Source organism: Dyadobacter sp. NIV53, from assembly GCF_019711195.1.
GTDB lineage: Bacteria > Bacteroidota > Bacteroidia > Cytophagales > Spirosomataceae > Dyadobacter.
Window position 1 is genome coordinate 3,964,582 of the sequence record NZ_CP081299.1, and the last position, 23,484, is coordinate 3,988,065.

Sequence of the window (23,484 nt, forward strand, 5' to 3'; positions counted from 1 at the left end):
AAGCTGATAGTCAATTATGAGCAAGTATTATTTTTTGAAAGTAAAAGAAATTGAAAAGGAAACGGAAGAGGCCTCGACCATACATTTCTGGCATCCGCTGAATGAGGTAGTTGCTTACCGGCCAGGACAGTTTCTAACCTTGTTATTACCATTTGAAGATAAGAAAGTGCGGAGATCTTATTCGATGTCGAGTTCTCCGTATACTGATGTTTCTCTGGCTATTACAATCAAGCGCGTTCCGGGAGGATATGCTTCCAACTATTTACTTGATACAATTAAAGAAGGGGATGTACTTGAAGCTATGGAACCGGCCGGGAATTTTTTTCCAAAACAGGAAGATGACCAGACGCGTCAGGTTGTTTTCATTGGTGCAGGAAGTGGGATTACTCCCTTATTTTCCATGCTCAAATCCATTTTAATGGTGGAGCAGGAGAGTGAAGTGTTTTTGTTATTCGGAAGCAGAAATGAGGAAAGTATAATTTTCAATAACAAAATCAATGCTTTGCAATCCAAATATGGTAACCGGTTCAGGGTTGTTCATACACTGAGCCAGCCTTCCGAAACATGGAATGGCGAAACCGGCCGATTGAATAAAACCCATATCCTGAAAATAATTGAAAAATTGCCTTCTCTGGATAAAAGCACAGCAGAGTATTTCCTGTGCGGGCCTGATGATATGATGGAGGAAGCGCACCGTGCTCTGGCAATACTGGCCGTTCCAGATAATAAAATCCGTAAAGAAAGTTTTCTTACAGCAACCACAGCACATGCCGGAGAAGTAACCATGGAAGAAGATGACACTTTGAAGACCAGGGAAATTACTTTGTTTTATGAAGGTACAGAATATAAACTGCCAGTAAAACCGCATGAAACTGTTCTGGAAGCAGCCTTAAATATGGACATTGATTTACCATATTCTTGTCAGGCAGGAATGTGTACAGCTTGTCTGGGCAGATGTGTGTCGGGGAAAGTGCAGTTGGATGAGGAAGATGCGCTTTCAGAAGCAGAATTAAAAGAAGGATTTATTCTAACCTGCGTTTCACATCCGATGAGTGATGATGTGGTGATTGAAGTGGAATAGAGAGAGTTTAGAGTAAATGAGTTTAAAGTTTAGAATAACAAAGAGTTCAAAGTAAAAAGCTTACAGTTTATTTCCTGGACTTCTTACTTTGAACTTTTACTCATGCACTCCTGATCTTTCTCACTTCCGAACCGGTGGTGCAGGCGGTGCTGCTGGCGTAGCCGGAATTGAACGTGGTGCTGCAGGTGGTGGCGGAGGTGATACAGATGCTGTTTTTGCTTTCATTTTTGGAGCCTTGGGAGCTTTTGGTGCCTTTGGAGGACGAGGCGGTGCCGGTGAGGCATGGTTATAATCTATAATGCCAAAACTTGCAAGTCCCATTTTTGCTCCTATTTCATCCATTTTTTTATTAATATCCTCAATTTCCTTCTCAATATTTTTATACGGCCCCTTTGTTTTGTAGGTTTCGGCTTCTTTACGTAAAGAAGCAATCTGAGAATTGAATTCAGTAATTTGTTGTTCCTGGGCTTTTATCTGCTGTTCAAATTCGTCAACCTGTTTTTCTATCTCACTTTCAGAAAGTTTTGGCTGGCCTTTTTTAGGCTCAGAATCAAATAACGCAGATCGCTTTTCCATCAATTGCTGACGGGATTCCATCAGTTTGTTCTTCTTCCATTCAATTTTTTCCAGATCCCTTTCATAACGCTCCATTCCGAAATTTTCCTTTTCCATTTCCAGGTTCAATTCTTCCATCCGGCGTTGCAACGGTTCCATCTCCTGTTGAAGAGCGTCCATTTTCTGTTGAAATTCCTGCATTTTTTTATCTTCCAGAGTGTCATTTGCAAACCTTTCAGATATGTCACCAATATTTATAACAGGTTCCGGGACATCTTCAATGATTGGCTGAATAGTTACATTTTCATCAATAGAAATGTCTGCTTCAACAATTTCCGGAACTGATTCAAAATTCTTTTCAATACGTTTATTTGCTTTTTTCTCTTTTAAAATGTCCTTTTTCTGACCAATGGCATACATAGAGAATCCAACCATAAGGGTAAAAAAAATAATCGTAACCGGCCAGTTTATCAGGATCCGTTTAGGCTTCGGATCAATACCCAGTACACGGCTTATCCTTTGCAGCAATAATGGTTTTTTTGAAGCAAATGCCATGGCTAAATGAGGAGCGGATTGCCATTCAGCTACTTTTACCAATGCTTTTGCCAGAGACATTTTGTCTTTGCAGATTGAAAGAGCAATGTCATCACAGCAATGTTCGCGCTCGGTACGAATTTTCTCAGAAATCCACCATAATGCAGGATGAAAGAAAAATACAACTTCAATGAGGGATTGCAACATATTGACTAAATAATCGTTGCGACGGATGTGAGCCAGCTCGTGAGCCAGGATTGCTTCAATCTGTGAAACGGGAAAACCAGTCAGTAGTCCAAAAGGAATTAAAACAACAGGCCTGAATGCACCGATTACCATTGGGGTCAAGATTCTGGCTGTTTCCCTGAATTCAACTGATTGCGAAATATTCAGCTTTGCTGTTAGTACACCAAAGCGAACCCGCCATTCTTTATCCATTACAATTCGTGCGGTTGAACGTAATCTTTCGGTATAAATCCATCCACCCGCAAAGCGAATCATTAAAAGTGCGGCACCGATCAGCCAGCAGATTACAAGCTCATAAATATGCATATTAAGCCATATCTGCATTTTAGTAGTCATTGACAAATTGTAATCAATCTTTTGCCAGTTCAAAGGAATGTTCCGGACGGGTACATTTAAAGTATTTAAATGGGTTACGGATATATTCCTTACCTCTGCGGTAAGCTGGTAATAAAAAAATGTAACAAGAGAAGAAACCATTTGAAGGCATAATAAGACAATCCCAAAATTGTAGCGGAGGAAAGCTGATTTTTTGCTCATGATTGCAAAACCGGCGAATGCAGCAATAGCTAGCAGAGTTCCCTGCCAGACAGAATGTACCAAAGTCCAGCCTAGTGCTGAAACAACTGATTCAGGAATAGATTCAAGTATAATTTTCATGGCTAACGATTATTTTCCAGGTTATTTAATAATTCGCGTATTTCATCTAATTCTTCTTTGGAAGTAGTGTGGTTGCCTAATGCCTGCATAACTACCTGAGCAGCTGAGCCCTGAAATGCAGTTTGGACGAGCCTGCCTAACAAATTTTGCTGTGTTTCTTCTTTCCCCAGAAGTGCAACGTAAATATGAGAACGTCCTTGCTCTGTACGATACAACAAACCTTTGTCATGCATGATCTGCATCAATTTCAGTGTTGTGGTATAACCAACATCTTTCGTTGCTGCCAGGTAATCGTGCACAGCGCGAACTGTACTTGGCCCGGCTTCCCACAAATAATTTAAAATTTCAAGTTCGGAATCAGTTGGTTTTAAATGCATAATAGATAAATTTGGCTAATACGATAATCTTCGTACCAAATGTCTACGAAAAGATTCGTATAAACAAATTTAAGTACGATTATTTTCGTAGTTTGAGGGAATATTTATTTTAATTAATTGATTCAAAGCACTTTAAAACCAATAATGCCGCTGAAAATTATTTTCAGCGGCATTATTGCTCAGCTTATATTTGTTATAATTGCCTTAACGTCTATACATAAGTGTTTAACATGACAGGCATTACCAGCATAAGTATATCTTCATTTGCCTCCTGGTCAACCGGAATAATAAGCCCGGCACGGTTAGGAGCTGAAAGTTCGAAAGTAATAGTTTTGCTAGTAATATTTCCCAGTACTTCGATCAGGAATTTAGCATTAAAACCAATTTCCATATCATCACCATTATACTCGCACATCAGACGTTCGTTGGCTTCATTGGAGTAGTCCAGATCTTCTGCTGAAATAACAAGATCATTCAAAGACATTTTTAAACGAACCTGATGCGTAGTACGGTTAGAATAAATAGAAATCCGGCGCAGAGAACTTAAAATCTCCATCCGGTTAATAGTCAGTGTATTCTGGTTATTAGTCGGAATTGCATTTTCATAATCCGGAAAACGTTCATCTATCAAACGGCAGATCATTTTGATATTTCCAAAACTAAAGAATGCATTGGAAGCGGTGAATTCAGCTTTAACAGGAACATCATCAGATGGCAAACAAGATTTTAATAAATTGAGTGCTTTACGCTGAACGATCATTGAAGTATCAACATCCGACTTAATATCTGTACGGCGATAACGTACCAAACGATGGCCGTCTGTGGCAACAAATGTGGCATTTTCAGTTCCCATTTGAACAAAAACCCCCGTCATTGCCGGTCTGAGATCATCTGTGCTTGTTGCAAAAAGTGTATTGGCAATAGCAGCACCCAATGCCGACGAAGATAAATTAACAGATTGTCCACGATTCACTACTGGTGTTTTTGGAAAGTCAATCGGATTTTCTCCGGAAAGCTTGTAACGGCCATTGTCCGAAATAATTTCTGTACCAAAAGTTTCAGAATTAACCTGTAACGTAATAGGCTGTTCAGGCAGTCCGCGAAGCGTATCCAGTAACAGTTTTGCCGGAATGGCTATGGCACCTTTTTCAGAAGATTCCACTTCTATTTCTGTGATCATAACCGTTTGAAGGTCAGATGCAGTAACAGTTAGGAAATTGCCTTCCAGTGCAAGTAAAAAATTCTCGAGTATAGGTACAATCGGGTTCGTAGAAACGACACCATTGATAGCTGATAGCTGCTTGAGTAAAACGGATGACGAAACGACAAACTTCATAATATTGATGTAAGTGTTTAGAGATTATTGTATTAAAAAGTATGATGTATTGCAGAATATCTTATCTGCGGGGAACAAAAGTAACAAAAAATACGTACTCCGCCACGCTCATGCAAATTTTCGAAGCCTCAAATAATAGCGTATACTGCCAAAAAGAGCAATAATTATCAAAGGGAGCAGTAAATTAAGACCCTGCCAGAATTTTTTATTCTCCTGAATCTGTATCTGGTCCAATGCACGAATGCTTACTTCCTTATTTCTTGCAGTGATCAGGCCATTTGCATCCGTCATGAAATCCAACGCAAGCATGACAAAATCTTTATTGCCATAAGTTTGATTCGTAACCCGGTCGTAACCCAATGGAAGAGGAGCACTTCTTTTATAGTCAACATCATTGACAATAACGTCGCCATCAGCACAAATAATGACTTTTCCCTGTTTGCCTTCTGCTTTAAAAGTAGCATGACGTGGGTCATTAGGCAGGATCCGGTTCTGAAAAAGAGAAGTAAAAGAACCTTCAAGCAAAACTGCCGCCAGTTTTTCACCACCATTATATTCTGCTGCATTGGGTTGCCTGCGTGCTTCATTATAGCCTACCAAAGCGGGTGTATTAAGTATCTGAGTATAAGGAGAAGTCATTAAAAGTGCTGTTTTCTGCACTCCAGCTGTACCACCCACCGTATCCAGCGAACTCAGGAAACGTGTGTAAACGGCATCAATATTTCTTGTAACGGCATGATCACCAAAGTGGTTTAACAACGGAAAAAAGCGCCAGGGCATTGGTTTTATTTCCGGTTTGTCTCCCATAGTGCCAACATTCAGCAGGATTTGGGCACAGTTCATATCCTTTATCAAATTGGTATTAACCCGTGCACCCCAGCGAAAAAATAAATCACCCAGATTTAAATCAAGTGGCTGGGCATAAGTTCCTTCCAGATTTACACTATCTACTTTGGCACCATCAACAAAGAAAATGGCCCTTCCTCCTGACACCACATACTGATCGAATTTATATTTTTCATCTTCTGAAAATGCGCTGTCGGGTTTTAATACAAGCACTGCATCCAGTCCTTCATAGGAAGAAGGGTTATTCATATCCAGAAAAACGTCATAATTCTGCTGTATGGTTGCAATGAGATCACTCAACCGGGCCGGGGCAATTTTGGTATGGCTTACGATCAAACCTACTTTTTTACGTTCGGGATTTGCCAGTAAACGTATGGCAGATGATAACTCAAACTCGATACCTTCAATGGACTGGTTCAATTGTTCGTCCGGCGTACTGCTTTTATTTCCTTTCAGAAGCTGCACGGGAATAGAAAGTGTATCAGCCTGAATAATGGCTCCTGGAAAAATGATTTTTTCAGTCCGTTTTCCATCTGCATCAGTCGCATGTAAATTAGTAGGCGTCAGTCCGCGGTCGACCAGATTCTGATATTGTTTTTTTCGCTGCTCTTCATTTGTGGCCTGCGACGGATCAGAAAAGCGGAATGAAAGATGTCCATTGGAATAACTCTTAAATTCATCCAGCATTTCGTGCGTGGCACTTTCCAGACGCTCAAAACCAGGCGGGAAGCTTCCTGACAGATACACGTTTACATGCACATTTTTATCCAGATTTTCCAGAAGCTCCTTAGTCGCATCAGAAATCGTGTAGCGTTTGTCTTCTGTGAGATCGAGCCTGAAAAAAACCAGTGAAGCCAGCCAGTTAACTCCTGCCAGAATGGCCACAAGCGCTATAAAGCGGATAATATTTATTTTCATGAAGGAAGAACGCCCGTTTTTCCACAAAAATATAAAAAATAAAGCTTTCGGCAGCCGGCTACCGGCTTTCGGCAGGCCAATTGGAACAAGATATTAATATTTCATATTAAATGGAGTTGACAGCCGATTGCCGAAAGCCAAAGTAATTACTTTTTATATTTACACGATTTTGGGTCAGAAGATTGGTAATATGATTTGTAGTTGGCGGCTTTCGGGTCCATACATCCTTTCAGGTTCAGCAATTCTATATTTTTAAAGTCGATTGGGTGACTTTCTGCCTGCAGGGCAATGTAACCGCTGCTCAGTGGTGTTCCGCTTTTTTTGATCCATTCTTCTTCGCTGGCAACTTTTCCATCTTTAAAGTTATGGTCTTTCCCAACATAACCGCCACCGATTTTTGGGTTGGTAAATACCAGCACTGTGTCGCCTCCAATCAAATGATATACAATAGAATCACCTAATACAATCGCCTCAGCAGTAACCCATTGATCGCCGTTATATGTTTTGGAGCTTGAATTGATGCAGTGTTCCTCAGTCGTTTTTCCATTAATATCAACAATGGTACCCGGCGTACAAAGGTTTCCGGTTGTCCTTTCCCCGGCATCGAGGCCACCCAGATATTGCATTTCGAGCGAAATAGGGAAATCCTGATCCAGGCCTAGGCTTGCTGCTGACTGCGAATGAAGCATAATACCGCTGTTACGCACATTCCACGATGCACCACCAGGAACCTGGGTGCCTGTAAAACGATACTGCAGTTTAATTTTATAATGTGAAAATGGCTTGTTGTAATACATATGGCCATATTCAGTCGTGAATTTGTCGTATTCCTTATAATTAACCCTGATCATATCATCTTCAACAATGAAGGTGTTTTTATAATTGTCATTTACCTTATGACCGGCAATTTTTATATCCCATCCCGTCAGATCTTTACCATTAAACAAAGATTGCCATTCTTCTTTGTCAGCAGGTTTTTGAGCAAAAACTATATTGGAAAGAAAACAGAAAAGGAAGAAGTATTGAAGAAAGCGTTTCATAGAATGGGATTAGGATCAGTTAATTTTTAAATGTACAAATAACATTTGTGTTCAAGTATATTTAAAGCCTCAACCCCTTCAATTCTAATTGAAGCTTTATTTTCGATCCTATGCTTTTTCGAATCACATTACCCGGACTGCTAAGTCTGATGACCATTTATTTTTTCACTTTACAATCCGTTGATGGCCAGTCTGTGTCTGTTGCAGAATTCAACATCAGGCCGGATACATATGAAAATGTTACTCCATCCATTCAAAAGGCAATTGAATTTGTTCAAAATAATAATAAATCAACACTGATATTTCCAAAAGGACGTTACGATTTCTGGCCGGATGGTGCCATCAGAGCCAAATATTTTGTATCTAATACTTCTACGGAAGAGGAAGATTCTTCTAAAATAAAAACGATTGGCATGCTGTTCAAAAATGTCAAAAACCTGACTATCGACGGCAACGGCTCGCTATTTATTTTTCATGGCAAAATGACAACGATCGTATTGGATCAATGTGAAAATGTGGTTTTGAAAAATATACACGTTGATTTTGAACGGCCTACTATGTCTGAAATGCGTTACACTAATGTAGCAAACAAAAGTGTAGAGCTGGAAATCCATCCTGATGCAAAATACGATATCACAAATAACCAATTGATCTGGCACGGAGAAGGCTGGAAAACAACGCATTTTCATGGCGTAGAGTTTGATACAACGTTGAAAACAATGCGTTACAGCGATTGGAAGGTCTTTGACAAAAGCAAAGCCACAGAAATCCGGCCTAATTTGGTCCGGTTTGAAACTCCTGAAAATTCTAAACCAAAATCCGGCAACATTCTGACCGTTCGTGACATTATCCGTGACCAGGTTGGAATGCTGATCCTTGAAAGTAAAAATATTACACTTGAAGACGTGGGTATGCATTATATGCATGGATTGGGAATTGTAAGCCAGTATACTGAGAACATAACAATGCGGCGCATCACCTGTGCACCACGGCCGGAAACCAAACGAATTATTGCATCCTCGGCCGATTTTATGCATTTTTCAGGATGCAGTGGAAAAGTTACTGTACTTGATTGCACGTTTTCGGGAGCGCATGACGATCCGATTAATATTCATGGAACGAACCTTCGTTATACACAAAAATTAGAGAATAATAAATTGAAGCTAAGGTTTATGCACGGACAGAGTTACGGTTTCAATGCATTTTTTTCAGGCGATTCAGTTGCTTTTGTTCATTCTGAATCCATGCAGCGGTTTGCAAACGGAAGGGTGAAATCTGTTGAAAAACTCAGTGACCGGGAGGTTGTAGTAACTTTTGAAAATGCGGTACCAGAAGGATTAGTAACTAATGATTGTGTTGAAAACATGACCCGGACACCGGAAGTGCTTATTAAAGGAAATTATTTTACGAGAACAAACACGCGTGGTATATTACTGACAACACCCAGGAAAGCCGTGGTTGAGAATAATACTTTTTTCAGAACGGGCATGAGTGCAATCCTGATCGAAGCGGATGCAGAAGGTTGGTTTGAATCCGGGCCGGTACGTAATGTGACGATCCGAAATAATGAATTTATTGACTGTGCATATCAGGGCGGGCCCGGAAATGCGGTAATAGCCATTAATCCTTCTAACAAACTGGCAGATATTAAAAAGCCGGTCCACTTTAATATCAGCATTGAAAATAATATTTTCAGGACTTTTGATTACCCGGTTTTGTATGCAAAAAGTACGCAGGGACTGAATTTTAGCAATAATACAATTATCCGGACCCATGAATTAACTGCTCAGTCGGAAAATAAAAAAATGTTTTATTTCAATGCTTGTTCCAACGTTCAAATAAGCGGGACAAAAATGGAAGGAGAAGTTTTAGGGAAAAATATAAAGCTGGATAATATGCCAAAAAGCAATTTAAAATTGTCAGGAAAAGAAAAACTGACCATAGAATAAAGATATCTATGGTCAGTTTGCTTTAAACCAGCGATTTTTTTCTAGCGTCTTCTTCTCTTTGGTTTCGTTTCCGAGCCCGACGATGAAGAGCTTCTTGAATAGGTACGGCTTTTGGATGCACCATTTTTGGATGATGAACTACTGCTCGTTTCTTTTGGTTTTCTGCTGCCTGATCTGGAACCTCTGTCATTTCCGGAACGCGGAGCAGATCCTGTTATATTTCCTGCCAGATAGAGATCCATACTTCTTCTTGCCAGATTGGTATCTTTTACCTGTACTTTTATCGCATCTCCAAACGTGTAAATTTTTCTGGTACGCTGCCCGATAATACGATAATTCTCTTTTTCAAGTTCGTAATAATCATCACCAAGGTCGGTCATTCTGATCAGGCCTTCGGAAGCAGTTTCAGTAATTTCAACAAATATCCCGAATTCTGTAACGCCGGTAATGATACCATCGAATACTGTGTCTTTGTCCATCATACTCATGAACTCCACTTGTTTGTACTTGATAGAAGCTCTTTCGGCCTCAGCCGCAAGACGCTCACGTTCCGAAGAGTGTTTTGATTTTTCTTCGTATGAACCTTTATCTACCGAATTGCCACCATCCAGATAATGCTGAAGCAACCGGTGTGCCATCACATCAGGATAACGGCGGATTGGTGAGGTGAAATGTGAATAACGCTCAAATGCCAGGCCGAAATGTCCGAGATCATCCACGCTGTAACGGGCTTTTGCCATGGTGCGGACAGCCAGAGATTCGATCAGGTTCTGTTCCGGTTTTCCTTCTACTTCCGCCAGCATGTTATTCATAGACTTTGCAATTTCGTTCTCATTATCCACATTCAGTTTGTGGCCTAATTTTGCAACGAAAGTCGCGAACGTTTGTAAGCGGTCCGGATCGGGCGCCTCGTGAATACGATAAACCATCGTATTTTTCACTTCACCTTTGGAAAGAGAATAGACATATTCGGCTACTCTTTTATTTGCCAAAAGCATGAATTCTTCAATCAGCTTATTAGAATCGTGACGTTCTTTCTGATAAATCCCTAGTGGCTTTCCGTTTTCATCCAGCCGAAAACGTACTTCAGGCGTATCGAAATTAATTGCACCGTTTTTAAAGCGTTCTTTTCTGAAAATTTTAGCCAGACTGTTCATCGTTTTCAGTTCCTCAGCATGATCGCCTTCTCCTGAATCGAGAACCTGCTGTGCTTCTTCGTAAGAAAACCTGCGGTCGGAATGGATAACAGTGCGGCCAAACCATTCTTTCAGTAATTTACCTTTCGGGCTTATTTCAAAAATTGCCGAAAATGCCAGCCGATCTTCATTTGGACGTAACGAGCAAAGATTGTTAGATAATTTTTCAGGAAGCATAGGTACCGTTCTGTCTACCAGATATACCGAAGTAGCACGGCGATAAGCTTCTTTATCGAGCTCTGTTCCTAGCAAAACGTAATGTGAAACATCTGCAATGTGAACGCCTATTTCAACATTTCCATCTTCCAGATTTCTTAAAGACAAAGCATCATCAAAATCTTTCGCGTCAACCGGGTCAATCGTAAACGTTAAAATATCCCTGATATCACGGCGTTTCGCAGTTTCTTTTTTAGCTATTTTGTTTGGAATTTTTTGCGCCTCGGCCTCAACCTCTTCCGGAAAATGATACGGCAAACCAAACTCAGCCAGAATTGCGTGCATTTCCACATCATTAGTACCGGCTTTACCCAGCACCTCTGTAATTTCTCCTGTCGCCTGACTTCTGCGTGTTGGCCATTCGGTTACTTTTACAATAACCTTATCACCGTTTTCAGCTTCTTTTGTCTCTTCTGCTTCAATAAAAATCGGGTCAAAGAGCTTCTTATTATCCGGCTGTACTACTGCATAACCACGGTTTATTTCTATTACCCCGACAATATCTTTTCCGGCTCTTGTTATAATTTCTGCAACACGGCCCTCAGTCCTGCTTTTTCCTGAATCACCGCTTCTGCCAGACCGGCCTCCGCGGGAATTTTTAGTCAATGGCTGAATCTTAACAATATCACCATCCCAGGCTCCGTTCAGCATTTCTGCCTCTACATAAATATCATCCTCACGGCCTTCGATAATCACGAATGCAAATGATTTGTTGACCCTGTCTACGCGGCCAATAAGCCCTGTTTTTTCTTGTTTTAAAGCGGCAGCAGAATAGGTGCCGTTATTGTGGAAAACCAGCCTTCCGGCTTCTTCCAGTTCATTTAAAATTTCATTAAATAGTGTGCGGACTTTTTTATCCTGTACGCCAAAGTGATCATGTACATCAAATGGGCGGAAGGAATGTTCGCTGTTCAAATCGAAAAAAGCAGCAACATCTGCTTTCAGATTATCTATGTAGGAAACAATATGATGAGGTGATTTGACCTCTTTTTGTTCAATTGATTCTTTTCTTGGTTTCATGAATTGGCTTTCGGCTGTCAGCTTTCGGCTGTCAGCGCAATTAATTTATATTTTTGATCAAGTCTTATTTAAAACCAGAAATGATCATATTCTGATTGGAATTTTAGTGATGATATGTCCAGAGAACTTGATTGCCGATTTCCGACAGCCGATTGCTTTTTAATCTACCCTCACAATATTATCTTCATGTACGGTATTAAAACCATTTTGTCTTAAATAAACCTGCGCCAGTACGACGACGTCTTCTCTGCAATATCGGCAAATTTTTTCAAGGTCTTTCTCTTCATAATAAACCCTCGTAACCTGGTCGCCGCTCATTTCGTTTTTACTGCCCGGAATATCAAAAATGGCAGCCAGAAGATCCAGCGAAGTGTAATTTTTATAATCGCCGAATTTCCAGAGTTCCATTGTATCCTGGTGCAAAATTTCCCACGGTTTCTTTCCCGAAATCTGCAATGCTTTTGGGATCTGAATTCCATGGATCAGCATTCGCCGGCATATATAAGGGAAATCGAATTCTTTGCCATTATGGGCACAAAGGACCAGTTGGTCGGCAGGATATTTTTCAATCAGCGCCTTAAATTCCATGAGCAGTTTTACTTCATCATGACCCGAAAAGCTACGGACTTTAAAACACATTTCATCATTTTCATTCCAGTAGAATCCACCAAAAGCAATACAAATTACTTTACCGAATTCAGAATAAATGGCACTTCTGTCATAAAAGTAATCAGCATTGGAAGTAGTTTCATCTCCTTTTCTGAGGCTCGTTGCTTTTTTGTCCCAAAGCTTTTGCATTCTTTCCGGCAGCATGGCATAGGAAGCATGGGCAGCTACTGTTTCAATATCCAGCAGCAGGAAATTTTTGGCCCGTTTACGGAATTCATCTGTCATATGTGTGTAATTCTATTCTGTATCTGATTTACTCATGCAAGACTCCTTCAAGCCCTAATGGTGCTATTTCAATCACATTATCTTCTACAATACTATCCGGCACAAAGATGAATTTCTTATCATAAATCTGATTTCCAAGGAAATAACTGATCCAGAATTCATTGTTCAAGTGAAAAACGTCAGGCATGATAGGCTCAACAATAACATGTTTTTCAGGTTCGATTTCCTTAAAAAAATGACGTAACGTTGAAGTTTTCTGTCCGGCGTTCAATCCTGATTCTGTATTGCCATAACCTTTTGAAGTAACAAAAATATTGGTGATCGGCTGATCATTACGATTGATCACCACCACGTTCCATTCGGCTGCTTTTTCTTCGTTGATGCTTCGTACTACCGCAACCTGCACGCCCTGCACCGGGTGAAATAGAATATCTTTTTTCATTTTAATATTTCATTTTGTTCCTGCCGTTCCATGGATGACGGTAATATTTCCATTTCAAATAATCCGGCCAAGTAATTTTTCAGTTTATCCGACACTTCTTTCATATCAATATCGTACCCGGTTTCAGCGGACATGGAAGTCACTGCTTTATCCTGGATACCGCAGGGCACAATATTTCCGAAATAAGCCAGATCCGTATTTACATTCAGCGCAAATCCGTGCATAGTAACCCACCTGCTTGATTTTACACCCAGAGCACATATTTTTCTGGGATTTTTTTGTTCCAGATGATCCAGCCAAACACCGGTCAGTCCGCTTATTCTACCTCCGTCCAGTCCATAATCTGCGATAGTCAGGATAATTGCTTCCTCCAACATACGCATATAACGATGAATATCCGTAAAAAAATTATCCAGATCCAGAATCGGGTAACCTACCAGCTGTCCCGGGCCGTGGTACGTAATATCACCACCACGATTGATCTTATAATATTTGGCTTCTTTTTTAATCAGATCATCATCATCTAAAAGCAGGTGATCCTGTTTGCCGCTCTTTCCTAAGGTATATACATGCGGGTGCTGGCAAAAAAGCAGATGATTAGGCGTTGGAATTTGTTCACTGGCCGGTAAATTTCTATTCTGTGTTTTAACCGCAATCGTTTCTGCAAAAACCTTTTCCTGATAATCCCAGGCTTCCTGATAATCAATCAGTCCTAAATCCTGAAAGTTTACTTTTTTGTTGATGAGGGTATTCATGTACAAATTATTGATTGCGAACGGGTAATTAAAATTTAACGCAGCTCATTCTGAAACTTTTCAAAGTTGCCTGAGTCTAATGATTGTATAATTGAGAAGGCCAGGGTTTTGAATTTACTAAATTATCAAAACAGAAAAAGGATTTCATTTTTTCTTTTAATAATAACACGGATTGGTATTAAAAATGTTCGTTATGGATTAATCATTCATTAATAGGGTGCATTTTAAATATTGAAATACACATAGATCTAAATTAACTCCTCTCATATCTTAACACTATTTACAAATGGCCGCACACAACGATACAGGTAATTGGGGAGAGGAAAAAGCAGCAGCTTTTTTATCAGAAAACGGTTTTGAAATTATAGAGAAAAACTACCGTCATAAACACATGGAAATCGATCTGATTGTTACAAAAAATAAGATGCTGATTTTCGTAGAAGTAAAAACCCGAAGCGGAACCGGGTTTGGAATGCCCGAAGAATTTGTGAATTATACCAAAGCAAGGCTGATCATGAAAGCGGCCGAGCATTATATTTTTGATAAAGACTGGCACTTCGATATCCGGTTTGATATTGTATCTATTTTGATACTCCCAAACGGCGAGCTGAACATCAGGCACATTGAAGATGCATTTTGTTAGGAACTTCACTCTTAAACTATAATAGAAATTGCTTCGTAACTTCATCGTTACCAAATAATTAAAGTCGGTGGTAAAAAAAGTATTTGTCAGAATTTCATGCTTTACTAATCATGGAATTTTTTTAAATATTAAATCCACTGAAATGCTTCCAATTACCAATTCGGCTGTATTTTTCTATCTTTCAAAATTTGCATTTTTCGCGCTGACTGCCGTACTGTTGCTTTTCCCGGAAACAAGGCAATCAGTTATAAGTTGGGTTCCGCCTGTTAAATCCAGTATTCTCTCATTTCAGGATACTTCCCGCCTTTATCTTCCTGACGACCTCGAAGCTACGCTTTGGGCAGAGGCTCCGTTATTTTACAATCCAACCAATATGGATATAGACGCAAAGGGAAGAGTATGGATCACAGAAGCTGTAAATTATCGTGATTTCAATACGAAGCCCGATGAACGCCTTAGTCATAAACAGAAAGGCGACCGCATAATGATCCTGGAAGATAAAAATGGAGATGGAAAAGCGGAGTCTTCGAAAGTATTTACAGAAGATACCTTGCTGACTTCACCATTGGGTATTGCAGTTATTGGGAATAAAGTCATTGTTTCTTGCGCGCCAAGTCTGATTATTTACACAGATACAAACAATGATGACAAACCCGACAAAAGGGAAATATTTTTAACCGGTTTTGGCGGTTTCGATCACGATCATTCCCTGCATTCGCTCGTAGCCGGGCCCGACGGAAGGTATTATTTCAATACAGGAAATGCTGGCCCGCACCATGTTACCGATAAAAGCGGCTGGACGCTTCACAGCGGAAGTTTGTATACTGGCGGAACTCCTTATAATAAAGAAAATCATGGCAATCAGAAGTCGGACGACGGGCGTATTTGGGTAGGAGGGCTTGCATTACGCATAAATCCTGACGGAACCGGATTAAAAGTTTTGGGACATAATTTCAGGAACAGCTATGAGGTTTGTCTGGATAGTTATGGTAATATGTGGCAAAATGATAATGACGATCAGGTTATTACGTGCCGGGTTTCATTTTTACAGGAAAACGGGAATGCAGGTTATTTTTCAGCTGACGGTACCCGTTTCTGGCAGGCAGACCGCCGGCCGGGACAGGATATGTTCACTACTCACTGGCATCAGGAAGATCCTGGTGTAATGCCTGCCGGAGATAACACCGGTGCAGGTTCGCCAACAGGAATTGTCTTTTATGAAGGCGATGCTTTGGGGCAGCAATACAGAGGAATGCTGTTGAGCTGTGAAGCAGGAAGGAACGTAATTTTTGCCTACCAGCCTGAAAAGTACGGGGCAGGATTTAATTTGAAACGTAAAGATTTAATCAGTTCATTTCCACAAGCTTCTGAACGTTACGAATGGTATGAAACGGATAATGATACGAGAAAATGGTTTCGTCCGTCAGATATTTCCGTGGGGCCGGATGGTGCATTATACATTGCCGACTGGTACGATCCGGTTGTAGGCGGGCATGCGATGAAGGATAAAAATGGTTATGGAAGAATTTACAGAATTACTCCAAAAGGGAAAAAACTGACTGTGCCAAAAATGGACCTGAACACAACTAGCGGTTTAATAGAAGCCCTGAAAAATCCGGCGGTAAATGTACGCGTGCTCGGTTTTGAGGGATTGAAAAAGCAGGGAGACAAGCCGGTTGAGGATGTAAAAAAATTACTTACTGCCGACAACCCTTATTATCGGGCGAGGGCAATCTGGTTATTGGCCCAATTGGGAGAAAAAGGTAAAACAGAAGTCGAGAAGTTATTGGAATCGCCTGACGCGGCGTTTCGGCTCACTTCCTTTCGGGCTTTGAAGGCAGTGAATGGGGCAAATAAATATTTTGAGCAAATGTCACGGGATTCTGATCCGGCAGTTCGTCGTGAAGTTGGTATTGCATTGAGGGACATCTCGTATGAGGATTCCAAAAACAGTATTTTCCAGCTTATAAAAGGATATGATGGCAAAGATCCGTGGATGCTGGAAGCAATCGGAACTGCTTCGGACGGAAAAGAAAGTCAGGTATATAAATACATTCGCGAAATGGATAAAGAAAATCCAGAGAACTGGTCTGTAAAACTTGCTAATATAATCTGGCGGCTACATCCCAAAGAAGCAATTGGCGATCTGCAAGTCCGAGCCGGCTCATCAAAAGTAACAGAAGCTGAACGGCGTAAAGCGCTCACTGCAATTGGTTTTATAAAATATAAAAATGCTGCCGAAGCTATGATAGCTTTATCCAAATCTGACTTACCGGATGTTGCGTCGGGAGCCTCGTGGTGGCTGAATTTCAGAAAGACCAATGATTGGGCAGATCTTTTAAACTGGGAAGAAACAGCAGCTGAGGTTATGACTCCGGCTTACAGGCAAATGCTGGAAATGAAAAAAATAATTTCTAACTCAGGAAAACCATTATCTGAGCGGATTGAAGTGGCGAAAAAAATGGCCATCGACAAAAACGGGGGCGATATATTGGTTGATATGCGCGTTCAGGGACAATTGCCGGACACCATTGCCAAATCAGTAAGTGACATTATCTTCAAAAATCCGGATCAGAATGTTAGGGTTATTGCCAGCCAGTTTTTTCCAAGAAATGGCAAAGTTTTGAAAACGGATTTTATTTCCAGAATGAGCGGAAATCCAAAACAAGGAGAAAAGCTGTTTGCATCCAATTGTGCTGCATGCCATAAACACGGTGAAAACGGTGCAGACATCGGGCCGGATCTTACTGAAATCCATAAAAAATTTGACAAAGCAGCGCTTCTGGATGCAATTATTAATCCTTCGGCAAATATGGTTTTTGGTTATGAAAGTTATACGATCGTTACTAAAAAAAATGAAATCTATTTTGGCTTTCTCCTGAGTGATGGTCCAAGTGTTGTTTTGAAAGATGCTTCCGGGCAACGTCACATAATCAAATCAGAGCAGATCAAAAGCAGGGAAAAAATGCCTTTGTCGTTAATGCCTGAACCTACTGCACTGGGACTGGACGAACAGGATCTGGCTGATCTGACTGGATATCTTTTAAGCATTAAATAGCGAATGGCAGCTCACGCAGTTAAAAATGTATTAAATAACAATATCAGAATAGAATTTTCGTAACAAATAATATAATTTTGATAAATGTATATTTGACACTTTTTATTAAGGATTACAAATGTTGGAGAGTAAGCGGTTATCTGAGCAAAAACTGATAGAAGCATTACGTAGTGGGGATGAAGACGCGTTTACTGCTATTTACAAGGAATACTGGTACCGGATGTTTCTGGTGGCTAACCGGAAATTGCAAAACCGGGAGGTTGCAGAAGAGATGATTCAGGACATTTTTACAAAACTTTGGAAAGACCGCGAAAAAACCCGGATTATTCATCTGGACTATTATCTTTTTTCGGCAGTACGTTATGAAGTAATTGATCACATACGCGCTTGCGGCCCGCAAAATGAATACCTGGCTTATTACCAGGCTTTCTCAAACTTTGAAGATTTCAGTACTGAAAATACTATTGCGTTCAACGACCTGGTCGAAACAATTGATAAAGGGCTGGATATTTTACCTGAAAAATCAAAAGAAATATTTAAGCTGAACCGCATTGAACAATGGTCGGTTTCCAAAATTGCTCACCATTTCGACTTATCCGAAAAGGCGGTTGAATATCATCTTACCAAGGCAACAAAATCTGTCAGGACGTATCTTAAAGAAACACTGGTTTCTGTTTATCTGATCATTGCTGCATTTCTGAGCTAAGCCAGCTTCTCATCCCTAATAGAAACCAACCTGAATCTTCTAAGACAAATCCAAGAACATTCAGTTCTTTTGAGCTTTTTTATATAATTTTTCCTTGAATTTCTAAAATGATTTAGGGCAACCGTCGAAAAGAACGGCTTATATATTATTAACATACCATCAGGAAATTTGTCATTATATATATCGGTTCTGTAAGTATTTGTCATTCATGGACTATAAGGAAATTCAGTTACTGCTTTTGAAGTATCGTCAGGGAAATTGTACTGATGAAGAAGCAGGGCAGATCAGCAAGTGGTACGAAAGCTTAAACGCGGCATCAGATTTATCTCTAGATGATACAGAAAAGCAATTGCTGGAAAGCAAACTTTTACAAAACATCCGTGAGAAAATACATGAAGCAGAACCGGAAGCTCCTGATGCAACCGAAACCAATAATTTCTGGAAACCTTACTCGATTTATGCCGGAATTGCAGCTGTTTTTCTAATCGCTTTAACCTACTTATTGTTTTTCAGTAATACCGGAACTTTCCATTTCATGGCGACTGAACAAATATTTATCCAGGCAACAGCAGATGGCAAATTGATTACTGATGAGAATGATACTGATACATTAAAACGGATTGTACTAGAAGATAAAAGTATTGTAATGCTTTCTCCGGGGAGCCGGATCATTTATCCTGACCGATTTACCGGCAATAAAAGAAATGTACAGCTAATAGGAGACGCATTTTTTGAAATAACCAAAAATCCGCAATCTCCATTTTTCGTATATACAGATAAGTTGATAACCAGAGTGTTAGGTACCAGCTTCTGGATCAGAAAAAATCCGGGCAGTAAAGCTATGGAAGTTGAGGTAGTAACAGGAAAAGTATCTGTATTTGAAAACAACCATGCATTTACCGGCAAAGCATTAGCCAGAAACCTGCATAAACAAGATAATGGGGTGGTGCTCAGTCCAAATCAGCGCGTCACTTATTTTGCTGAAAGCGGGCATCTTATGACAGGCCTTGTTGAAAAACCGGTAGCCATTCCCGGTGCGATTGCAGAGCCGAAAATGATTTTTAACAACGAATCATTACCAAATATTATATATCAGCTTCAAAATGAATTTGGTATAGAGATCGTCCTGAGTAGCGATCATCTCGAAAAATGCACTTTTACAGGCGATGTAACAGACTTATCACTGTATGAAAAACTGGACCTGATCTGTAAATCAAATGGTGTTACGTATGAAATAAAAGGAACCCGGATACTGATTAACGGCGAAGGATGTGAATAATTAATAAAGCTGACAACAATTGCAATTACTTAAAATAACCGAATTTGATCATAAAAAATAACAAATTTTAACTTGTGTGCGTACCTGTACGAACGGGTTATGCTCAAAAAATAAGGCCGATAGTGATGGTACACCAGCGGCCCTGAAAATATCTCCTTTCCATTCACAATATCCGGCAAGATAGCGGGAAGGGGAAATATCCAATCCAGTTTTTATAAAAAACCAATCTAAAATATGAAAAAAAATCGACAACGAAAAAGTTGCGCCTCGCTTTACCGGATTATGAGATTGTCATTGACACAAATTATTTTTTCTATTGCTTTCGCGGGCATGACTTACGCAGGACACGACGGAAGAGCACAGGAAATTTTGGAAAGAACCGTGACTTTGCATGCTGAAAGAACCGAACTTAAAAATATTCTGATCTTGCTTGAACAAAAAGCGGATGTAAAATTTGCATATAGTTCCAAAGCAATCCGTGCTGACCGCGAAGTGGTAATCCATGCTGCAAATCAAAAATTATCATCAGCACTAAGCACTTTGCTTACACCTTTGGATATTTCTTATCAGGTAACTTCTACCGGCAGAATATTGCTTATTTCCAATAAAGATAATATTTCCAAAGAGCAGGCGGCGCCTTTATTGAATAAGAGCCAGGCGCTTTTTAAAATAGAAGGAAAAGTAAACGATGAAAAGGGTGAAGGGCTTCCTGGTGTGGCTATCAGAGTAAAAGGTACACAATTGGGTACGCTTACAAATGTAGACGGTGGCTTTGAACTGGATGTTGCTGATCAATCCGCTGTACTTATATTCAGTTTCGTAGGATACAAAAACCAGGAAATTCCAGTTGGCGATAAAACGTCGTTTACAGTTGCGCTTGAACCTGATGACAAATCACTGAACGAAGTAGTCGTGATCGGATATGGTACGGCACGGAAAAAAGATGTGGTAGGTTCTGTTGATATTGTTGCTGCAAGGGATGCTGGTTCAACCACGGCGACCAATGCCTCACAATTACTGATCGGTAAAGCTGCCGGTGTACAGGTTGTGCAGTCGAACGGTACGCCGGGGGCTGACTCGCAAATCCTGATCCGGGGAACCGGTTCCTTTACAGGTGTCGATCCTTTGTATGTAATTGACGGGATTCAGGGAAGTAAAACGATGTTCAACACGCTTGGGCCTCAGGATATTGAAAATATTACGATATTAAAAGATGCATCTTCAACGGCCATTTATGGTTCTGCGGCGGCCAATGGTGTTGTAATTATTACAACTAAAAAAGGACTTACGGGCAAGCCAAAAATTAATTTCACAACGCAATGGGGAGTTTCAAAAGCCTGGAAGCAAATGGATATGCTCAATGCTTCACAGTATGTAGATCTTTTGAAAGATTTTGCTGCAACAACCAATGCAGTATTGCCAGAGAAATTTAATACTGCCGATGTACTGACAACCCGTACTGACTGGCAAAAAGAGATATTTCAATCGGCTTTGTCATCGCAAAATAATATCAGTATCAGTGGCGGAAGTGAAAAAGTGACCTACAATTTCTCTTTGGGGTATATGAACCAGAAAGCCATTGTAAAAGACTATACCGACAAACGTGTGAACGGAAGGTTCAGTCTGGATGAAAGCCTGGGAAGATTCCATTTGGGACAAACCCTGAACGTACGTTATGTAAAAGATGAAGGCCAGCTGGCCAGTATTTCCGAAGCATTGGCTTTTGCTCCTTACAAAGAAATTTATGACGCAAATGTTCCCGGCGGATATTCCAATTCAACGAACGTAGCCGATTTCAATGGTGGCAACAATCCTCTGGCCGCTGTTAACCTGAACAACCCTGTTACCTCTGGGTTTGTATTTTTCCCGCAGGTATTTGCAGAAGTGGACCTAATCAAAGGATTAAGGTTCAGAACGCAGCTTTCGGCTGAAATTGGCGGTGGAAAAACCAATGGTTATCAGTATGCATATACAGAAGGTAATAACCTGACAAAGCCACAACAGGCGACTTTGGGTTACAGCAATTATTCTTTTTATACACTGGAAAACTATTTTTCCTATAATAATACGTTTGGAAAACATTCGGTATCTGCCACTTTGGGTAACAGTTATCTGGATCCGGGTGCTAGTTCTGGGGTAAATGCAACCGGAACCGGCATTGCAAACAATTCGATACAGAATATCAGTGTTGCTCAGTCACAAACTGTTACGGGTTCTACGTATGGTTATGCGCGGTCGTCGGTGATTTCTTACTTCGCCAGAGGTATGTACTCTTTCAATGATAAATACGTATTAACAGGAAGTTTCCGTCGTGATGGTGCTTCTAACTTTGGAGCAAACAACCGCTTCGGTAATTTCTACGGATTAGGGCTTGCGTGGAGATTTATTGACGAAGACTTCATGAAAGGCCAGACTATTCTTTCAGATGGTAAGCTGAGAATAGGACAGGGGCGCACCGGAAACAACACGATCCCAACAACCGGAATCACGAGCGTACTAACATTCAGCGGTACGCCAACGGGTAACCTGGTTTATTCATTGGGAACAAACGAAGGTTTTAATCCGGGTACTACCATCAACACACTGGCTAATCCTAATATTAAATGGGAAACAACAGATCAGACGGATATCGGACTTGACTTAGGTTTCCTGCAAAATAAGCTGACAGTAACGATTGATTATTACAACAGAAAAAGCACAGGATTACTTGTAAGTGTACCGGTATCAGGAAGTACGGGTGCTTCTTTGAGCGGAACCCAGCCAAGTAAATATGCCAATGCTGCAAGTGCACAAAACAAAGGTGTTGAATTTTCTGCCGGGTACCGGGGTGTAATTGCAGGAAAACTTTCTTACAATGTGAGTGGTAATGTAGCATACAATAAAAACATTGTAAACTCTTTGGGAAGTGAATTCGCTGCACCGATTCAGGGAGGTTCATTCAACAACTTATCTACGTTTACTTATACTGCGGCAGGTTCACCGATCGGGTCGTTTTACGGATATAACAAGGATCACGTAGCGAGAGACCAGGCTGAAATTAACGCTTTGAATGCAGCTGCAATTGAGAAAACAGGCGATGCAACAGCGGTTTATCAGGCTGGCCTGTTACCGGGTGATTTTATTTTCAAGGATATCAACGGAGATGGCAGGGTAACGGCTACGGATCAGAAAATCCTGGGAAATCCAATTCCTAAAATTGTTTACGGTTTCAATGTTGGAGCCAATTACAAAGGGTTTGACCTGAACGTGGTTGCATCCGGTGTATCTGGTTTGAAATTATTGAATGCGTTCAAATTCGTAACATTAAACGAATCGACGGGACATAATGCTACAACCGGTATCCTGAACAGATGGAGGGAATCGGGTGATGTGGCAGAACTTCCAAGAGCTGGCCAGAGCGCTACAAGTGATGGTAATTTAAGGCCATCGGACTGGTGGCTTGAAAACGGCAGTTATTTACGTTTAAGAAATGTTACCCTGGGTTATACTTTACCAAAAGCAATGTTGACCAGCATCGGTAACGGAAATGTGATCAGCAGCATCCGTGTTTATGTGGCTGCCCAGAACCTTCTGACTATCACTAAGTATACCGGATATGATCCTGAAGTAAGTACGCAGGTTGGCGGAAGTTATATCTTCTCCCGTGGTATTGACGACAGACAGAGCCTGCCTCAGCCAAGGACCTTCCTTTGCGGGTTACAACTTGGGTTTTAATTATTGGTGATAACTAATCTGA

Annotated in this window: 16 protein-coding genes; 7 read left to right on the plus strand and 9 right to left on the minus strand. The window is 40.5% G+C overall.

What is annotated here, in order from left to right:
* The first annotated feature begins 16 nt into the window (after window positions 1-16).
* Complete coding sequence (locus tag KZC02_RS16180) at window positions 17-1,081, plus strand: ferredoxin--NADP reductase (protein WP_221389663.1); 1,065 nt, start codon at window positions 17-19, stop codon at window positions 1,079-1,081.
* A gap of 120 nt (window positions 1,082-1,201) precedes the next feature.
* On the opposite strand, the gene KZC02_RS16185 is transcribed toward KZC02_RS16180, so the two are convergent.
* From KZC02_RS16185 to KZC02_RS16205, 5 genes are all read right to left on the minus strand, one after another.
* On the minus strand, window positions 1,202-3,073 hold the full coding sequence (locus KZC02_RS16185; protein ID WP_221389664.1) for a M56 family metallopeptidase: 1,872 nt from the start codon (window positions 3,071-3,073) through the stop codon (window positions 1,202-1,204).
* A 2-nt stretch (window positions 3,074-3,075) separates the two neighbouring features.
* On the minus strand, window positions 3,076-3,450 hold the full coding sequence (locus KZC02_RS16190; RefSeq protein ID WP_221389665.1) for a BlaI/MecI/CopY family transcriptional regulator: 375 nt from the start codon (window positions 3,448-3,450) through the stop codon (window positions 3,076-3,078).
* 211 nt (window positions 3,451-3,661) lie between these two features.
* The gene (gene dnaN / locus KZC02_RS16195; protein WP_221389666.1) at window positions 3,662-4,786 is read right to left on the minus strand and encodes a DNA polymerase III subunit beta; all 1,125 of its coding nucleotides are present in this window, start codon (window positions 4,784-4,786) and stop codon (window positions 3,662-3,664) included.
* Between the two features lie 108 nt (window positions 4,787-4,894).
* Window positions 4,895-6,550, minus strand: a complete 1,656-nt coding sequence (gene gldG, locus KZC02_RS16200) for a gliding motility-associated ABC transporter substrate-binding protein GldG (RefSeq protein ID WP_221389667.1) — start codon at window positions 6,548-6,550, stop codon at window positions 4,895-4,897.
* Window positions 6,551-6,696: 146 nt separating this feature from the next.
* Window positions 6,697-7,590 carry a DUF1080 domain-containing protein gene (locus KZC02_RS16205; protein WP_221389668.1) on the minus strand — a complete coding sequence of 298 codons (894 nt, stop codon included), beginning with the start codon at window positions 7,588-7,590 and terminating at the stop codon, window positions 6,697-6,699.
* 110 nt (window positions 7,591-7,700) lie between these two features.
* Here KZC02_RS16205 and KZC02_RS16210 point away from each other — a divergent pair, with 110 nt between their 5' ends.
* Window positions 7,701-9,539 (plus strand): right-handed parallel beta-helix repeat-containing protein, encoded by a 1,839-nt coding sequence (locus KZC02_RS16210; RefSeq protein ID WP_229253630.1) that lies wholly within the window; start codon window positions 7,701-7,703, stop codon window positions 9,537-9,539.
* Between the two features lie 41 nt (window positions 9,540-9,580).
* On the opposite strand, the gene rnr is transcribed toward KZC02_RS16210, so the two are convergent.
* The 4 genes from rnr to lipB all read right to left on the minus strand — a co-directional run bounded on the left by rnr (window position 9,581) and on the right by lipB (window position 14,062).
* Entirely contained in the window at window positions 9,581-11,971 is a 2,391-nt protein-coding gene (rnr, locus tag KZC02_RS16215; RefSeq protein ID WP_221389669.1) for a ribonuclease R, read from the minus strand.
* A 159-nt stretch (window positions 11,972-12,130) separates the two neighbouring features.
* The gene (locus tag KZC02_RS16220) at window positions 12,131-12,865 is read right to left on the minus strand and encodes a 3'-5' exonuclease (protein WP_221389670.1); all 735 of its coding nucleotides are present in this window, start codon (window positions 12,863-12,865) and stop codon (window positions 12,131-12,133) included.
* 28 nt (window positions 12,866-12,893) lie between these two features.
* Window positions 12,894-13,307, minus strand: a complete 414-nt coding sequence (locus KZC02_RS16225; RefSeq protein ID WP_221389671.1) for a hypothetical protein — start codon at window positions 13,305-13,307, stop codon at window positions 12,894-12,896.
* Window positions 13,304-14,062: a lipoyl(octanoyl) transferase LipB gene (gene lipB / locus KZC02_RS16230; protein WP_221389672.1), complete on the minus strand. Its 759-nt coding sequence runs from the start codon at window positions 14,060-14,062 to the stop codon at window positions 13,304-13,306. Before lipB ends, KZC02_RS16225 begins: the two co-directional genes overlap by 4 nt.
* Before the next feature lie 286 nt (window positions 14,063-14,348).
* Between lipB and KZC02_RS16235 the strand changes: the two genes are divergently transcribed.
* The 5 genes from KZC02_RS16235 (at window position 14,349) to KZC02_RS16255 (ending at window position 23,462) form a co-directional block, all read left to right on the plus strand.
* Window positions 14,349-14,705, plus strand: a complete 357-nt coding sequence (locus KZC02_RS16235) for a YraN family protein (protein ID WP_221389673.1) — start codon at window positions 14,349-14,351, stop codon at window positions 14,703-14,705.
* Between the two features lie 142 nt (window positions 14,706-14,847).
* The gene (locus KZC02_RS16240; protein WP_221389674.1) at window positions 14,848-17,763 is read left to right on the plus strand and encodes a PVC-type heme-binding CxxCH protein; all 2,916 of its coding nucleotides are present in this window, start codon (window positions 14,848-14,850) and stop codon (window positions 17,761-17,763) included.
* Between the two features lie 118 nt (window positions 17,764-17,881).
* Window positions 17,882-18,469, plus strand: coding sequence for an RNA polymerase sigma factor (locus KZC02_RS16245; protein ID WP_221389675.1), 588 nt, complete (start codon window positions 17,882-17,884; stop codon window positions 18,467-18,469).
* Between the two features lie 208 nt (window positions 18,470-18,677).
* Complete coding sequence (locus KZC02_RS16250) at window positions 18,678-19,748, plus strand: FecR family protein (protein WP_221389676.1); 1,071 nt, start codon at window positions 18,678-18,680, stop codon at window positions 19,746-19,748.
* A gap of 234 nt (window positions 19,749-19,982) precedes the next feature.
* Window positions 19,983-23,462 (plus strand): TonB-dependent receptor, encoded by a 3,480-nt coding sequence (locus tag KZC02_RS16255; protein WP_221389677.1) that lies wholly within the window; start codon window positions 19,983-19,985, stop codon window positions 23,460-23,462.
* Window positions 23,463-23,484 lie beyond the last annotated feature (22 nt).

Bases quoted from the DNA above. Each gene is read 5' to 3' on its own strand.
- KZC02_RS16180 (WP_221389663.1), top strand. From the start codon at position 17: ATGAGCAAGTATTATTTTTTGAAAGTAAAAGAAATTGAAAAGGAAACG.
- KZC02_RS16185 (WP_221389664.1), bottom strand. From the start codon at position 3,073: ATGAAAATTATACTTGAATCTATTCCTGAATCAGTTGTTTCAGCACTA.
- KZC02_RS16190 (WP_221389665.1), bottom strand. From the start codon at position 3,450: ATGCATTTAAAACCAACTGATTCCGAACTTGAAATTTTAAATTATTTG.
- dnaN (WP_221389666.1), bottom strand. From the start codon at position 4,786: ATGAAGTTTGTCGTTTCGTCATCCGTTTTACTCAAGCAGCTATCAGCT.
- gldG (WP_221389667.1), bottom strand. From the start codon at position 6,550: ATGAAAATAAATATTATCCGCTTTATAGCGCTTGTGGCCATTCTGGCA.
- KZC02_RS16205 (WP_221389668.1), bottom strand. From the start codon at position 7,590: ATGAAACGCTTTCTTCAATACTTCTTCCTTTTCTGTTTTCTTTCCAAT.
- KZC02_RS16210 (WP_229253630.1), top strand. From the start codon at position 7,701: ATGCTTTTTCGAATCACATTACCCGGACTGCTAAGTCTGATGACCATT.
- rnr (WP_221389669.1), bottom strand. From the start codon at position 11,971: ATGAAACCAAGAAAAGAATCAATTGAACAAAAAGAGGTCAAATCACCT.
- KZC02_RS16220 (WP_221389670.1), bottom strand. From the start codon at position 12,865: ATGACAGATGAATTCCGTAAACGGGCCAAAAATTTCCTGCTGCTGGAT.
- KZC02_RS16225 (WP_221389671.1), bottom strand. From the start codon at position 13,307: ATGAAAAAAGATATTCTATTTCACCCGGTGCAGGGCGTGCAGGTTGCG.
- lipB (WP_221389672.1), bottom strand. From the start codon at position 14,062: ATGAATACCCTCATCAACAAAAAAGTAAACTTTCAGGATTTAGGACTG.
- KZC02_RS16235 (WP_221389673.1), top strand. From the start codon at position 14,349: ATGGCCGCACACAACGATACAGGTAATTGGGGAGAGGAAAAAGCAGCA.
- KZC02_RS16240 (WP_221389674.1), top strand. From the start codon at position 14,848: ATGCTTCCAATTACCAATTCGGCTGTATTTTTCTATCTTTCAAAATTT.
- KZC02_RS16245 (WP_221389675.1), top strand. From the start codon at position 17,882: ATGTTGGAGAGTAAGCGGTTATCTGAGCAAAAACTGATAGAAGCATTA.
- KZC02_RS16250 (WP_221389676.1), top strand. From the start codon at position 18,678: ATGGACTATAAGGAAATTCAGTTACTGCTTTTGAAGTATCGTCAGGGA.
- KZC02_RS16255 (WP_221389677.1), top strand. From the start codon at position 19,983: ATGAAAAAAAATCGACAACGAAAAAGTTGCGCCTCGCTTTACCGGATT.